This is a genomic window from Paenibacillus sp. OAS669 (assembly GCF_014873645.1).
Classification (GTDB): domain Bacteria; phylum Bacillota; class Bacilli; order Paenibacillales; family NBRC-103111; genus Paenibacillus_S; species Paenibacillus_S vulneris.
The window spans coordinates 129,290-143,977 of the sequence record NZ_JADBDR010000005.1 but is presented as its reverse complement, the minus strand read 5'-3'; the positions used below and the strand labels follow the sequence as shown (position 1 = coordinate 143,977).

The window sequence follows — 14,688 nt, the reverse complement described above, 5'->3', positions numbered from 1 at the left end:
AAAGGCGACTTCTCGTCCTGCCAAGTCTTTCCTAGACTTTGCGGCGGGAATTTTTTGTTAGAAGGGAGAAATAGCTGGAATTTCCTTCGCAGCCGAATGCAGCAAGCTGATGCTGCAGCAACGTGAAACATTTATACCTTACATACGTATTATTAGTAGCTTGTCTTAAGAAAGCAGGTGCAGTAGTGGCGGAACAAACGAATCCTATTATCTATGTAGCTTCAGACTCAGCAGGAGAAACGGGTGAAGCGGTAGTCCGGGCGGCGACGGTTCAGTTTTATCCCCAGCAGGTGGATATGCGCATCGTACCGTTTTTGGAGAACAGGGCAGGAATCGATAAGCTGGTGCAGACCGCGAAGCAAAGAGACGGCATTATTGTGTTTACTCTGGTTATACCTGAATTACGCGATTATTTGGTGGAGCAGGCAATCCGCTATCAGCTTCCTTACATCGATTTGCTGGGGCCGATTATTGGTTCTTTGGAAAAAAAGCTTCAGCAGGAATCGCGGCACCAGCCCGGCATGATTCACCCGTTGGATGAGGATTATTTCAAGAAGGTAGAGGCCGTCGAATTCGCCGTAAAATATGACGATGGCCGGGATTTCAATGGGGTTCTGCAGGCGGATATCGTACTGGTCGGGGTATCCCGAACCTCGAAGACGCCTTTGTCCATGTATCTTGCGCACAAAAAGTTCAAGGTGGCCAACGTTCCGCTTGTGCCGGAAATTCAACCTCCCGAGCAGTTGTTTACCATTTCCAAGAAAAAAATCGTCGGCCTCCGCATCGATCCTGTGAAGCTCAATATGATTCGCACGGAGCGGTTGAAGATGCTTGGACTTCCGCAGAACGCGACCTACGCCAATGTGGAACGAATCCATAAGGAGCTCGAATATGCGAACCAAATTATGAAGAAGCTCGATTGTACCGTAATCGATGTCTCCAATAAAGCGGTGGAAGAAACGGCGAGCCTGATCATCGATATGTTTCAAGGACGGTAAGTCATTTTTTCGCGAAATCGTGCAGGATTTTTTATTTATTCATCGTATATAATATTACGGTGGTACTTCAGTAGGAATTCGGTGGGACTTGACTATGCCGTTTAAAATTATTGTGGATGCCGATGCATGTCCGGTTAAGTCGGAAATCGTCAAAGCCGCCTCGCAGTTTAATGTCGAAGTTATGATGGTCGCCTCATTCGATCATCGCCTGGCTCCCATGGAGGGAGTGCAGATCGTTCAAGTCGATCGTTCCGATCAATCCGTTGATTTGTATATAGCGAACCGAATTTCGCCTGGTGACATTCTGATTACTCAGGATTTTGGTTTGGCTGCTTTAGCTTTGGGTAAAAAAGCTCTAGCGTTATCGAATCGCGGGCAGCAGTACAATGACCGGACGATTGATTTTTTATTGGATCGCAGGCATGAGCAGGCGAAGCAGCGCCGGGGAGGCAAGCACTCCAAAGGGCCGAAACCGTTTACCGACGAGGATCGACATTTTTTTCTACATTCTTTGACAAAAGTTTTGCAGGACTTGCAGGAGATTCGCAACCTGTAGCGAATAGTATTACGTGTTAATTTGATTGAAGGTGGATAGGATGAGTAACGGACGCATTCCGGAAGAAATCATCGAAACAGTCCTCAAGCATCATGATGTTGTGGATGTCGTTGGCCGTTATGTGCATTTAAGCAAGCAAGGGCACTATATGAAAGGACTTTGTCCCTTTCATTCGGAAAAGACGCCGTCGTTTACCGTTACACCTGAAAAGCAAATTTATCATTGCTTCGGCTGTGGGGCCGGAGGCGGTGTCATTCAGTTTTTGATGGCGATGGAGGGGTATTCCTTTGCGGAGGCAGTCAGCCAATTGGCCAAAGAAGCCAATCTGGATATCGGCCTCGATGCTATAGCGGACCAGCGTCGCGAGCAAAATCCTGAGAAAACCAAGCTGCTTGAAGCCTATGAGCTTGCCGGTAAGCTGTATCAGTATATTTTGAAAAATACCGAGCAAGGCAAACAGGCGATGCAATATCTACGATCGCGGGGTCTGAACGACAAACAGATAGAAACGTTCGGAATCGGCTACGCTCCCACTCCATGGGATACGCTGACACAGCTCTTGGAGCGGAGGCAGTTCTCTCTGCCCTTAATGGAAAAAGGGGGACTGATTTCAGCCAGGCAGGAAAATCAGGGATATTTTGATAAATTCCGCGACCGAATCATATTTCCGATTCATGACTGGAAGGGAAACATCATTGCGTTTGCGGGAAGAGCGATGGGTGACGCACAGCCCAAATATTTGAACAGTCCCGAATCCATGCTGTTTCACAAGAGCCGAAGCCTCTATAATATGCATCTGGCAAGGCCTAATATTCGAAAGCATCAGCAATTGGTGTTGTTCGAGGGCTATATGGATGTCATTAAGGCTTGGGAGGCCGGGGTCGTCAACGGTGTCGCCACGATGGGAACCGCGTTGACCAGCGAGCACGCGGATATCATCCGCAAGCAGGCGGATCAGGTCATTGTTGCATATGACGGAGATTCCGCAGGTCAAGCAGCAGCCTATAAGAGCATTCCGATTCTGGAGAAGGCGGGCCTGCTCGTCAAGGTCGCCATCATTCCAAACGGTCAAGATCCAGACGAATACATTGCCAGCAACGGTTCTGAACGATTTGTACGGGAAGTGATTGAAGCTGCCGTACCGTCGATCAAATATAAACTTCTTTATTTTCGCAAAAATTTCAAACTGCAGGAGGATGGAGAAAAGCTGCGTTATGTTCAGCAAGCTTTGAAAATTATTGCTGAAATTCCTTCGCCAATCGAACGAGAGCATTATGTAAGGGAGCTGTCAACCGAATTCCATTATTCCTACGAATTTACGTTACAAACCTTGAATGAAATTCGACTCCAAGCGGAAAAAAACAACAAGTTCGGGGATAATAAAGATAAACCGTGGAATAATGTTATGAATGACGGAGCACCGCGTCAGCCAAATCCCTCATTATATCTTGCTTATCATAATGCGGAGCGTCAGCTCTTGGCTATCATGATGTACGATCGGGAAGTGACGCACTACGTGGAACGGGAGCTAGGTGACCAATTTAACGTAGATGCGCACGCGGCGCTGGCTGCTTATTTGTACGCCTATTATGCACAAGGGTATGAGCCTAATGCGAGCAGCTTCATTGCCATGCTTCAAGAAGCGGAGCTGGAGAGCTTGGCCAGTTCCATAGCAATGATGGGCAATTCTCACGGGGTCAACAATCAAGTCATTGATGATTACATCCGAGAAATAAAAAAATATCCGCAGCAGCAATTAATTAAGCGAAAAAGAGAAGAAATGATTCGCGCAGAACGTTCAGGGGACATAACACGGGCTGCACAAATAGGTATTGAGATTATATCCCTAGAAAAGCAATTGAAATCATCTTAAGCGTGAGAAGCTACAAGATGTCTCTAGGGAGGAGGGAGTTGGATTATGGCGAACGATCAACATACGGAGATAGAGACTGAGTTGACGTTAGAGCAAGTTAAGGAACAGCTGATTGAGCAGGGCAAAAAGCGTTCCTCTTTAACCTACAAAGATATTATGGAGAAGCTGGCTCCCTTTGACCAGGATCCGGAGCAAATCGACGAGTTTTTTGAACATCTGTCGGAGTTGGGGATTGATGTAGGCAACGAATCGGATGAGGATCATGAGCATGGACAGGATCAGGAGCATGACGATTTCCACTTTGACGATGACTTGTCGCTACCGCCAGGTATCAAAATTAACGATCCGGTACGTATGTACTTGAAGGAGATCGGCAGAGTTCCATTGCTGTCGGCAGAGGATGAGATTGATCTTGCCAAGCGTATCGAATTGGGAGACGAGGAAGCCAAGCGCCGTCTGGCCGAAGCCAACCTGCGTCTCGTTGTCAGCATTGCCAAAAGATACGTGGGACGAGGGATGCTGTTCCTCGACCTTATCCAGGAAGGTAACATGGGCTTGATCAAAGCGGTTGAGAAATTCGACCACGACAAAGGCTTCAAGTTCAGTACGTATGCGACCTGGTGGATTCGTCAAGCGATTACCCGCGCGATTGCGGACCAGGCAAGAACGATCCGTATTCCGGTGCATATGGTTGAGACGATTAACAAGCTGATTCGTGTATCGCGGCAGCTTCTTCAAGAGCTTGGACGTGAGCCTATGCCTGAGGAAATCGCTAAGGAAATGGATCTCAGCACCGATAAGGTCCGTGAAATTATGAAGATTGCTCAGGAGCCGGTATCGCTGGAAACGCCAATCGGTGAGGAAGACGATTCTCACCTGGGTGATTTTATCGAGGATCAGGAAGCGTTGGCTCCTGCAGATGCGGCTGCTTATGAATTATTGAAGGAACAGCTCGAGGATGTGCTTGATACGTTAACTGAACGTGAAGAAAACGTACTCCGGCTTCGTTTCGGCTTGGATGACGGGCGTACACGCACACTGGAGGAAGTCGGCAAGGTGTTCGGAGTTACCCGTGAGCGGATTCGCCAAATCGAAGCGAAAGCGCTGCGTAAGCTGAGACATCCTAGCCGCAGCAAACGATTGAAAGATTTTCTTGAATAAACAGCTTGAACCCTACGACCTTTCTGCACTTGCTGCAGTTAGGTCTAATTTTTTGTTTCACCTCAACCGATAAATGAACAAGTAGCAATTAGCAAATAGGTCGTTAAAGAGGTGAAAGCATTAGTATGGATGATAAAAGAAAAATAATTATTCGTGAAATCGAACAATGGCGCAAAAGCAAGCTGCTACCTGAACATTATTGTGATTTTTTATTAAACCTCTATTTGGAGGAAGGAACAAATCAAGCTTCTGGCAAAACATCGTTCCTGGGGATTACGCCTAACGCGATAAAAAACAGTAATTGGAAAATATGGGTTCTTCTCTTCGGCTTCATCGCCGTTATTTCTTTAACTGCTCTTAATTTTACCGCTTTTAATTTACCAATGCAAATTGGGGTTTCCTTAACCTTCCTTTTTCTATGCTACGCGACAGGAAGCCTGCAGAAAGACAAAGAGCCGCTTAGAGCACAAATCTTGTTCGGGATGGCCTCGCTCTTCCTGCTCTTTATTGGCGTGTATTTGTTCCGATTGTATCATATTTATGAATCGGTGCTTGTCGTAGGCTACGTTGTTCTGTGCAGTCTCATATGGCTGCTTACGGGTCTATTGTCCCGTTTCCTGCTTTTTCAACTAAGCGGCTGGGTCGCACTTGTTTTCTGCTATGGCTGGCTGCTGCATTATCAGCTGGATTCCATCAATTGGGTAACTCTGGAGCTAAGCTGGGTGCCTCTCAGTCTGCTGTTTGGCTGGCTTGGATGGCTCCTGCATCAGAAAACGAAGCAAACAAGCACAGTCTTCCTTATGCTGAGCTGTATCGTTTGGTTTATGCCCGAATTATATGGTATGCTGTATGCCGAACAGTATGGGCCTCAAGCGGTACAATTGGCCCTGGTAGGCAAAATATTTCTAGAAGCAAGCGTATTGTTTACATTTAGAAAAAAATGGACTGAGTGGGTTGCATAATATGTTAAAATTATCAAAACGACTGGAATGGATAGCGAAGCAGGTACCTGCCGGGAGCAGTCTGGCCGATATTGGCTCCGACCACGCTCTGCTTCCCAGCTTTTTGGCGCTTCAAGGGCGCATTGTGAAAGGGATTGCGGGAGAAGTAAATCCGGGTCCTTTCCAGGCAGCTTCCAAGCAAATTCGTGAATCCCGACTGGAAGAAATAGTAGACGTACGTCTCGGGGATGGATTGGCGGTCATTTCAGCAGGCGAAGTCGAGGTAATAACTATAGCCGGCATGGGAGGCGCCTTGATTGCGAGTATTCTGGAGGCGGGTAAAGAAAAGCTGGCCGGTGTAAAGCGTCTCGTTCTTCAGCCGAATGTCGGGGAAGCCAACGTTCGCAGCTGGCTGCTGGAGCATCACTGGGTTCTAACGGAGGAGCTTATTTTGGAGGAGGATGGCAAAATATACGAAATTCTCGTAGCCGAGCCGTCCGGGCAAGCTGAGGCTAGCAATGAGGAGCTGTATCAGACTCGCACCCTCCATGGAGGCGTTACTATGGGCCGCGAGCAGCTAATAAAAATGGGTCCTTATTTGACACGGCAGCCTTCTGTGGTATGGTTCCAGAAATGGGAGCAGGAATTAGGCAAGCTGGAGATGATACGACGTCAGCTGGCTTTGTCTGAAGCAGCGGAGTCGCGGTCCAAAGAGAAGGATCTGGAGCTGGAAATGAAACGAATCAAGGAGGTTATGGCATGCTTGCAAAAGGACAAAACGTCATCCAATTGATGGAGGAGCTTGCACCCAAACATTATGCCGTACCCGATGATAAGATAGGCTTGCAATTGGGTACTCTGAACAAAGAGATCACCAATGTTCTGGTGGCTTTGGACGTGACCGACGAGGTAGTCGATGAGGCCATTCGTCTGCAGGCCAATTTGATTATTGCTCATCATGCGATTATTTTCAGACCTTTGGCCCATCTCCAGACGGATTCTCCTGCAGGAAAGCTGTATGAGAAGCTGATCAAAAACGATATTGCCGTATACATCGCCCATACGAATTTGGATGTAGCGGAGGGCGGAGTCAACGATTTGATGGCAGAGGCGTTAGGGTTACAGGGTTTGTCCCCGCTTGAGGATATCCATACGGACAAGCTGAAGAAGCTCGTCGTGTTTATCCCGGAGGATCACGTGGACAAAGTGCGGCAGGCACTGTTCCAAGCCGGTGCAGGCTGGATCGGACAATACAGCCACTGCAGCTTCAATATCGAGGGGACCGGTACCTTCGTTCCGGAAGAGGGGAGCGACCCCTTTATAGGCAAGCAAGGGAAGCTGGAAGAAGTGCGGGAGGTCCGACTTGAAACCATTATTCCGCAAAGCATCGAGCGCAAAGCGATCCAGGCTATGCTGAAAGCACATCCTTACGAAGAAGTGGCGTATGACTTGTATCAATTGGATTTAAAAGGCCGGACCTTCGGTTTAGGCCGTGTCGGCAAGCTGGACGATGCCGTAACGCTGCAGGAGCTGTGTGAGAAGGTGAAGCAGGCCTATGATGTTCCTGCGGTACGTGTTGTAGGTGATCCTGCCCGTTCCGTGCGTAAAATCGCGGTACTGGGCGGCTCTGGCAGCCGCTATGTGCGCCATGCTCTGTTTGCGGGAGCCGACGTATTGATTACCGGCGATATCGACTATCATACGGCGCATGATGCCTTGGCTGCGGGGCTTGCTATTATAGACCCGGGGCATAATGTAGAGAAGATAATGAAGCAGGGGGTTGCCGATTACCTGCGTAAAAAGCTGCAGGATAAAAAATCGGAAACCGGTGTCTTTGCATCGGAAATTCATACGGAGCCGTTCCATTTTGTCTGATTAACCATTAAACGGGCTTCAAATATGCAGCTTTTTACATGTGATAGCGTCATTTGGCGCAAATGGAAACAACACAACGGTTGTTTTTTATTCGAAATCGCTGTATACTAGCAAATGCACATCAGGAAAGCTTGACAGACAATCGCTGGTGAGAAATCACGAGAGGAAAGTCCGGGCTCCGCAGGGCAGAATGCTGGATAACGTCCAGTCAGCGCGAGCTGAAGGCTAGTGCCACAGAAATGGACCGCCGATGGCGGAGGGCTTGCCCTTCGCACAGGCAAGGGTGGAACCGTGGTGTAAGAGACCACGAGGAGATATGGTGACATATGTCCTGGTAAACCCCATTTGGAGCAAGACCTAATGGAACGCACATCTTTTCGAAGATAGTCCTTGCCCGGGACGCGTTCGGGTTGGTCGCTTGAGCCAAGCAGCAATGTTTGGCCTAGATAGATGATTGTCGCTTCAACGGTGGGAGGGTGGTACCCGTTACGACCACTGGAAGTACAGAACCCGGCTTACGGCAAGCTTTCCTGGAACCGACAAAAACCGCCCTTGCAGGCGGTTTTTGTGCTGTTGATACTTATTTATTGGAAATAAACAATTAGCGAAGATTATCTCCATCCGAGGCGTTCCAGAAGTCTCTGTGCCCAATCGGACCGGGCGGGAGCCGCTTCGGGTGTTTTGGTTTCTGTGTGATTTTGCGGTTTTTGCATGGTTTGCGGATTTTTATTGCCTTGAGCTTTGTTCAAAGCGGCAACGACATCAATCAATCCGTATCCGTAGTAAGAGTCCTTTCCTTTAGGTCCGATATCTTGTGCGGTATCCCGCATAATCTGCATAACCTCTGTGTTTTTCAATTGCGGATTTACAGATCGGATCAAGGCAGCCAAAGCAGTGACATGCGGACTTGCCATGGAGGTGCCGGATAAAGCAGCATATTGATTATGCGGATAGGTGCTCGCGATGCTGACGCCAGGCGCGGCAACGTCAATATAATCCCCGTAGTTAGAGAAGGATGCTTTATTTTTATTGGCGTCTGTAGCGGCTACGGCGAATACCTCTGGGTATGCCGCCGGGAAGCCGGGAGTCGCTGTGTTATCATTGCCGCTCGCGGCAATCAGGACAACATCATGATCGTAAGCATACTTGATGGCGTCATGCAGGAAATTGGCTTGAGCGTAATTGCCAAGGCTCATATTGATGACTTTGGCTCCGTGATCGGTAGCCCAGATGATTCCCTGCGCGACGGAGTACGTGCTGCCCGCACCGCTTTGGTCCAATACTTTGACCGGCATAATGCGGTTATACCAGCTCATTCCGGCTACTCCCAGATGGTTGTTGACGATAGCGCCGACGACTCCGGCAACATGGGTTCCGTGGCCTACGTCGTCTGCTGGGGGAGCATCGCTATTGACTACGTTATATCCGGAGATCAACTGGTCTTTCAAATCCGGGTGATTCAAATCCACTCCGGTATCCACGATAGCCACTTTGACGTCCTGAGATCCTTTGGATATAGCCCAGCCGGATTCCGTATCGATAAGAGGCAGGTTCCATTGATATCGCTGATATAAGGAGTCGTTAGGCTTGAAATTGGTATTGTCAGAAGCCTGGGAGCCGTTCTCTTTAACCGCGTCAACAGCTTCACTATTGGTTAAATATAAAAAATGCGGCTCTGCATAAGCGACATTCCACTTTTGAAAGTAGTCCATCAATTGCTTGGCTTCCAACTTACGGGATTCGAAGACATATGTGTAACCAACCTTACGGTAATGGGTCGTGCCTATATCCGCTTCGATCTTGGCTAAATCTGCGCTGGAGGGCTCCTGCTTGAAGCGGACGACGACCTGATTCACATGATAATGGCTTGTTCCTTCGTTTTCTTCCGGATGGTTTACTTTAACATCCTGCAATGTCCTGGAATCCACCGATTCAATCTTATAGTGATTGTCGGCCGGATAGGTCACAATTCGCAGGTTTTTGAGCTGATGGTTCTCCACCTGTTTCAAGATGGTCTGCTTGACGACTCCAATCATGGCCGAATCGTAGCTTTTGGAAGGTACGCCAAGAACAAAATAAGGTTCGCCCTGATGCTGAAAAGGCGAGGATTGGTAGCTTTCTCCCCGATCCGTATGCTCCTTCGCTTTCTTCAATTCCGGCTCGGCGAATGAACGAAGAGCATCATCCATTTGGCCTGCCTGTAAACTGCGGTCGAGAGGCTCGTTCTTGGTTGCCCAATACAGCTTAAGCATATGAGGGTGCTCCTGCTGCAGGGTTGTAAGACCGCTTTGCTTCTTATCCGCGGATTGATGCTCGGCTTGGCTAAGAATACGCCCCAGCTCCAGACTGCACTGCGAACGGCATAAATCGTCTGTCAGCTTCATATCCTGCGACAGGGTAGCTTGTTTCACTTTGATCTCCTCAGCGGGAGACAAATTTGCTATACGGGGTGCACCTTCGTTACGGGGAAACAGGAGCGCACCAAAGGCAAGCAATAATGCAAAAGACAAGGCGTATTTCCACATCGGACTGACTCCTTTTCCTTGATGATACCGTTAGAGTCTCCGTATGAAGAATAGATTACAACCGGAAATCATCTCCTCGTTTTTTGCCAATAGTTATTTTTCGTATTACTTTTAGCTACATTTTGTGGTAGGATGAAGAGAAGATATTATGATTATTTATCAGCATGTTTTGTTTTAAATACAGGAGGTCTTGACTTATGGCGATGTTTAATGTGAAAAATTTATGTGAAACGACTAAATCCAAGCTAAGCGATGCCATCACGAAAATGGAAACTTTCTTGAACGATCATTCCTTGCAAAAGCTGAATTCTGAAATGGATCCAACAATGGAGGAATTTTATAAGGGGTATTTATCCGACACTCGCCATCTTCTTGTTTTCTGCGAAGTGGCTTATGAGAAGCTTGGCGTAAGCTTAAGACGTCCTACGTTTAATGTGGAGTATGCTGAGAAAGTATTGTATGAGGTGTACCACAGCTGCGTCAATAATTTCTTCTATCCTAAAAATGAATGCTATTCTGAGGATGGACGCTATGCTTACACGGGACAAGATGCGATCCGCTTCCGCAAAAAGCCGGTTCGGGCCGTTCGTGACCTGACTATCGAGCTGTCCAAAATTTTTGAGACGCTTCGTGAAGACTTGGCTTATTATGAAACGGATTATATTACGCAAAAGCGCATGCAGGGCGAACGCGTATAAATAGACCAACTTGGAAATACTTACTAGAGATGCTTAATGCATCTCTTTTTGTTTAGAGAGGGGGTACGCTTGTGGCCGTTACTATGCATGAATTGGCTGCAATCAGCAAACAGATCATCCGGTTTAATCAACATCCTAGCGGGAGTTACGTAGCATGTCCTTTATTTTCCCATTATACGTTCAGCTGGCTAAGGGACGGCAGTTTTATTGCTTATTCAATGGATATAGCCGGAGACAGGGAAAGCTCTGTGAAGTTTCATGATTGGGTGAATCAAGTGCTGACGCGGCTTAAGGATCGTGTGGAAGCCTTGCTGCAAAAGCATCAAAGGGGCGAGCCTATTGCTCAGCACGAATTTTTACATACAAGATACCACCTCGATGGCCGTGACGATGAACATTCGGAGTGGGGGCATTTTCAATTGGACGGTTACGGAGCCTGGTTATGGGGGCTTGCGTGGCATTGGAACCAATCGGGACTGACCTCGGTACCGGAATCGTTCCGGACCAGCGTAGAACTAACTATACGGTATTTGAGCGCATTCTGGATGCAGCCGAATTTTGATTGCTGGGAGGAACGCAACGATCAAATCCATGCCTCTACGCTTGCTTGCATATATGGGGGGTTGACCTCGATGAGACCCTATATCAATGACCCTTCCATCGATGAGGTTACCGGGTCCATCCGCAAGTTTTTGTTAGAGCATTGTGTTGACCGGCAAACGGGCAGCTTTGTAAAAAGCATTCGTCCGGCAGACAACGGTCAATATGACGTCAGTTATGCCGGTGTGGATGCGAGTCTGATGTGGCTTTGTGAGCCATTTCAAGTATTTTCGGTAGATCATCCGATAATGTCTGCTACCCTGGATAAACTTAGGACGGATTTAAAAAGCGATCAAAGCGGAGTCCGAAGATATGCAGGGGATGAATATTATGGCGGCGGCGAGTGGATTCTGCTCACAGCCTGGTATGGCTGGATCGAATATAAGGCTGGCAGACGTGAGCAGGCGGAGGCTGCACTCGAATGGATTGTGCGGCAAGCTGATGCATTGGGACGCTTGCCGGAGCAGGTTCCACATGCTTCGACAGATATTTACAAGCAATGGGTGGAACGTTGGGGGACCCCGGCTACTCCATTGTTATGGTCCCATGCGATGTATCTTGTGCTATATTCCCAGCTATACGGATAGTATAGCGCCCCCCCTTCTTCGGGCACATTGAGGAGGGGGTGATATGGATGCCAGACGTAAGATGCAGTGTTTCCAACTGTAATTTCTGGGCAGAAGGGAATCAGTGCGCAGCCAAATCCATCATGATTGAGATCGACAAACACGCCAACGACCAGTATGACTCCGAATTCGCTCAAGACTTCGACGATCATCAAGACCGTGCGGGAAGTGTCCGCAGCACCTGCTGCCACACGTTTCAGCCGAAGAAGAAGTAGTCTTAGCTACGATCAGGCAGATCGGAGGGATAACCTATGACTGACCATAGGAAGCGGGGGCGAGCAAGGGCACAGGCCAAGTCCAGGCATGATTCCATGAAGCGGATGCCGAAGCCTTACACGTTTAAAGATTCGGATGAGTATGCTGCCGAAATTTCGTCTACTTTCGGTCCTCCCGTTCAGGCTCCTGTTCATACAAGGGAGTCATCCAAACGGAAAATGGAGTCGGCAACGGATGTGGGGGCCGAAGCCCGCGGCCAAAGCCGCTGGTTAGGGTATACGGCGCTAGCTGCGGCTATCTTGTCGATGTTTATGTTTCCGGTAACGCTCGGCACAGCCGCCATTGTTATAGGGGGCCTGTCGTACATGCGGGGGATTCGGGCATTAGGGGTTTGGTCCGTCATCCTTGGGCTTATTTCATTGGCCGGTTATTTTTTGCTGCTGCCTCTTTATTCTTAACGGGTATTTTATCATTTCATCATGGCAGGTTAATTACCAAGCACGGGGTATGGATATCCTGTGCTTTTTTATGTTTACCTAAGCTTTGAAACAACGTAACCATAGGTTTTCTGACAATTAGTGCAAAAAGAACTGGATGGCAAGTCCAAAACAGTGTACAATAGGGGGTGAAACTGGGAATAGGGAGCATATAACAGAAATGAACATTGACCCTAGAACGATTAAGGAATTGCTTCAGCTTCAGATCTTAAGCAAATCAAGCTTGTTATCTACGAGTGCGCAGACTGCGACGGAAGACGATACCAATTTCTCGGAAATCCTGAACAGTCTGTTATTCTCATCGGCATCGAGCTCCGATAGACCGTTGGCGGCAGCTGGGACGATCGCTTCTTCCGGTTCGTTGCAGCCTTTTCGGAACAGTTATGTTCCTGTTATGCCTAATGGGGCGTATGCTTCCGTACAGAAGCCGGGCAGCGTGAAATCAGCCGGAGATCTTGAAGCTTTAATAGAAAGCGCAAGCCGTAAGCACAGCGTTCAATCCAGCTTGGTCAAAGCGGTCATTGATACGGAATCCTCTTTTAATCCGCGGGCGGTTTCCGGAGCTGGAGCCAAAGGCTTAATGCAGCTTATGGATGGCACCAGCAGGGGATTAGGGGTAACGAACCCGTTTGATCCAGCCCAAAATATTAATGGCGGAACCCAGTATCTGGCCGGTTTGCTCCAGAAGTACAATGGGAACCGCGGTGTTGCATTAGCTGCTTATAATGCGGGTCCGGGACGAATAGACCGTTTAGGAATTACGAACGATCAAGAGCTGAAGTCCAAGATGCATTTATTGCCGAGCGAAACCCAAGCTTATGTAGGCAAGGTGCTGCGACTGCAGCGTGATTATGAAGCTTAACTGCGGCAATATACCAAGACCTACTGCAAGCGCCCTGTTCTTGGAAGGGGCTTAAGCTGGGTCTTATTTTTATGATAAGGAGGGATATGGCATGCTGTATTTGGATTATGCGGCGACGACGCCTCCTTATGACGAAGTCGTCGATACGATGGCTGAGATCATGAAGAAGCATTTCGGCAACCCTTCTTCCCTGCATCGCATCGGTATGGAGGCGGAGCAGCTGATCCGGCAATCCAGGGCTGTAATAGCCAAGTGCTTGAATGTGCTTCCTGACGAAATCCGCTTTACTTCCGGAGGAACGGAAAGCAACAATTTGGCTATTCAAGGGACTGTAAGCAAGTTCAGGCACCGCGGCAACCATATAATAACCAGCGTCATCGAGCATGCATCCGTCTACGAGACATTTCAGCAGCTGGAGCATCAAGGCTTCCGGGTTACCTATTTGCCCGTTGATGAGACCGGATGTGTCCGTATGGATCATTTGGAGCAGGCTTTGACGGACGATACGATTCTAGTCAGCATTATGGCCGTCAATAACGAGATGGGACGAATACAGCCGATTTCGGAAATAGGGGAGCTCTTAAGAAGCTATCCTAAAGCGGTCTTTCACGTTGACGCCGTTCAAGCGGTCGGCAAGCTGCCGATAGACCCGGTCAAGCAGCGAATCGATCTGTTTTCTTGCTCTGCACATAAGCTTCGCGGCCCCAAGGGTATAGGGTTCCTCTATTGCCGGCAAGGACTGGAGCTTACACCCTTGCTTTGGGGAGGAGGACAGGAAGCGGGTATCCGGTCGGGAACGGAGAATGTTCCTGCCGTAGTCGGAATGGCAAAAGCTGTGCGAATCGCTTATGATCACCGCGAAACGTTTTTCGAGCATACCTCCAGACTGCGTGAAAGGTTTGTTTCGGCGATTCAAGCCATTCCGGAGCTTAAGCTGAGCGGATCCGAGCGCGCAGAGGATATGGCGCCCCATATCGTTCATTTTTCTTTTCCGGGTATGAAGTCGGAGGTTCTAGTTCATGCTTTAGAACAGCATCAGATCTATGTTTCGACCCGATCTGCATGCTCGTCGGGAGCTGAACTGCCCAGCCGGGTGCTTCATGCTATGGGATATGACGATGCAAGAGCGGCGCATGGAATCCGGCTTAGCTACTCGCTGGACCAGAGCATGGAGGATGCGGAATTTTTTGGCCGGGCATTGCGTGAGGTTGTAGAAAAATTAAAGCCGACAATGACAACTCAGAGCAGACGGAGGTAGCT

General features: G+C 48.5%; 14 protein-coding genes and 1 other RNA gene. 14 read left to right on the top strand and 1 reads right to left on the bottom strand.

All coding sequences use genetic code 11. The annotated features are described in order from the left end of the window. Window positions 1-185: 185 nt before the first annotated feature. From GGC63_RS13160 to rnpB, 8 genes are all read left to right on the top strand, one after another. Window positions 186-998 (top strand): pyruvate, water dikinase regulatory protein, encoded by an 813-nt coding sequence (locus GGC63_RS13160; protein ID WP_079910535.1) that lies wholly within the window; start codon window positions 186-188, stop codon window positions 996-998. 94 nt (window positions 999-1,092) lie between these two features. Beyond that, window positions 1,093-1,554 carry a YaiI/YqxD family protein gene (locus tag GGC63_RS13155; RefSeq protein ID WP_079910534.1) on the top strand — a complete coding sequence of 154 codons (462 nt, stop codon included), beginning with the start codon at window positions 1,093-1,095 and terminating at the stop codon, window positions 1,552-1,554. A 40-nt stretch (window positions 1,555-1,594) separates the two neighbouring features. Beyond that, complete coding sequence (gene dnaG, locus GGC63_RS13150) at window positions 1,595-3,427, top strand: DNA primase (RefSeq protein ID WP_079910533.1); 1,833 nt, start codon at window positions 1,595-1,597, stop codon at window positions 3,425-3,427. 45 nt (window positions 3,428-3,472) lie between these two features. Next, window positions 3,473-4,588 carry an RNA polymerase sigma factor RpoD gene (gene rpoD / locus GGC63_RS13145; RefSeq protein ID WP_192702718.1) on the top strand — a complete coding sequence of 372 codons (1,116 nt, stop codon included), beginning with the start codon at window positions 3,473-3,475 and terminating at the stop codon, window positions 4,586-4,588. Window positions 4,589-4,713: 125 nt separating this feature from the next. Beyond that, entirely contained in the window at window positions 4,714-5,550 is an 837-nt protein-coding gene (locus GGC63_RS13140; protein WP_192702717.1) for a hypothetical protein, read from the top strand. A gap of 1 nt (window position 5,551) precedes the next feature. After that, entirely contained in the window at window positions 5,552-6,322 is a 771-nt protein-coding gene (locus GGC63_RS13135; RefSeq protein ID WP_192702716.1) for a tRNA (adenine(22)-N(1))-methyltransferase, read from the top strand. Then, window positions 6,289-7,404, top strand: a complete 1,116-nt coding sequence (locus tag GGC63_RS13130; protein ID WP_192702715.1) for a Nif3-like dinuclear metal center hexameric protein — start codon at window positions 6,289-6,291, stop codon at window positions 7,402-7,404. The genes GGC63_RS13135 and GGC63_RS13130 overlap by 34 nt, the downstream gene beginning before the upstream one ends. Window positions 7,405-7,530: 126 nt before the next feature. Next, window positions 7,531-7,937: RNase P RNA component class A (gene rnpB, locus GGC63_RS13125), an RNA gene on the top strand. 78 nt (window positions 7,938-8,015) lie between these two features. Here the strand turns inward: rnpB and GGC63_RS13120 are convergent. Next, window positions 8,016-9,929 carry a S8 family peptidase gene (locus tag GGC63_RS13120; protein WP_192702714.1) on the bottom strand — a complete coding sequence of 638 codons (1,914 nt, stop codon included), beginning with the start codon at window positions 9,927-9,929 and terminating at the stop codon, window positions 8,016-8,018. A gap of 197 nt (window positions 9,930-10,126) precedes the next feature. Between GGC63_RS13120 and GGC63_RS13115 the strand changes: the two genes are divergently transcribed. From GGC63_RS13115 to GGC63_RS13090, 6 genes are all read left to right on the top strand, one after another. After that, the gene (locus tag GGC63_RS13115) at window positions 10,127-10,627 is read left to right on the top strand and encodes a YpuI family protein (protein WP_079910527.1); all 501 of its coding nucleotides are present in this window, start codon (window positions 10,127-10,129) and stop codon (window positions 10,625-10,627) included. A gap of 71 nt (window positions 10,628-10,698) precedes the next feature. Then, window positions 10,699-11,814, top strand: coding sequence for a glycoside hydrolase family 15 protein (locus GGC63_RS13110; protein ID WP_192702713.1), 1,116 nt, complete (start codon window positions 10,699-10,701; stop codon window positions 11,812-11,814). 47 nt (window positions 11,815-11,861) lie between these two features. Next, the gene (locus tag GGC63_RS13105; RefSeq protein ID WP_079910525.1) at window positions 11,862-12,068 is read left to right on the top strand and encodes a DUF1540 domain-containing protein; all 207 of its coding nucleotides are present in this window, start codon (window positions 11,862-11,864) and stop codon (window positions 12,066-12,068) included. A 36-nt stretch (window positions 12,069-12,104) separates the two neighbouring features. Further along, complete coding sequence (locus GGC63_RS13100; RefSeq protein ID WP_079910524.1) at window positions 12,105-12,527, top strand: hypothetical protein; 423 nt, start codon at window positions 12,105-12,107, stop codon at window positions 12,525-12,527. 199 nt (window positions 12,528-12,726) lie between these two features. Further along, complete coding sequence (locus tag GGC63_RS13095; protein WP_192702712.1) at window positions 12,727-13,428, top strand: lytic transglycosylase domain-containing protein; 702 nt, start codon at window positions 12,727-12,729, stop codon at window positions 13,426-13,428. A gap of 91 nt (window positions 13,429-13,519) precedes the next feature. Next, on the top strand, window positions 13,520-14,686 hold the full coding sequence (locus GGC63_RS13090; protein WP_079910522.1) for a cysteine desulfurase family protein: 1,167 nt from the start codon (window positions 13,520-13,522) through the stop codon (window positions 14,684-14,686). Window positions 14,687-14,688: the final 2 nt, after the last annotated feature.

Bases quoted from the DNA above. Each gene is read 5' to 3' on its own strand.
- GGC63_RS13155 (WP_079910534.1), top strand. From the start codon at position 1,093: ATGCCGTTTAAAATTATTGTGGATGCCGATGCATGTCCGGTTAAGTCG.
- dnaG (WP_079910533.1), top strand. From the start codon at position 1,595: ATGAGTAACGGACGCATTCCGGAAGAAATCATCGAAACAGTCCTCAAG.
- rpoD (WP_192702718.1), top strand. From the start codon at position 3,473: ATGGCGAACGATCAACATACGGAGATAGAGACTGAGTTGACGTTAGAG.
- GGC63_RS13140 (WP_192702717.1), top strand. From the start codon at position 4,714: ATGGATGATAAAAGAAAAATAATTATTCGTGAAATCGAACAATGGCGC.
- GGC63_RS13135 (WP_192702716.1), top strand. From the start codon at position 5,552: ATGTTAAAATTATCAAAACGACTGGAATGGATAGCGAAGCAGGTACCT.
- GGC63_RS13130 (WP_192702715.1), top strand. From the start codon at position 6,289: ATGCTTGCAAAAGGACAAAACGTCATCCAATTGATGGAGGAGCTTGCA.
- GGC63_RS13120 (WP_192702714.1), bottom strand. From the start codon at position 9,929: ATGTGGAAATACGCCTTGTCTTTTGCATTATTGCTTGCCTTTGGTGCG.
- GGC63_RS13115 (WP_079910527.1), top strand. From the start codon at position 10,127: ATGGCGATGTTTAATGTGAAAAATTTATGTGAAACGACTAAATCCAAG.
- GGC63_RS13105 (WP_079910525.1), top strand. From the start codon at position 11,862: ATGCCAGACGTAAGATGCAGTGTTTCCAACTGTAATTTCTGGGCAGAA.
- GGC63_RS13100 (WP_079910524.1), top strand. From the start codon at position 12,105: ATGACTGACCATAGGAAGCGGGGGCGAGCAAGGGCACAGGCCAAGTCC.
- GGC63_RS13095 (WP_192702712.1), top strand. From the start codon at position 12,727: ATGAACATTGACCCTAGAACGATTAAGGAATTGCTTCAGCTTCAGATC.
- GGC63_RS13090 (WP_079910522.1), top strand. From the start codon at position 13,520: ATGCTGTATTTGGATTATGCGGCGACGACGCCTCCTTATGACGAAGTC.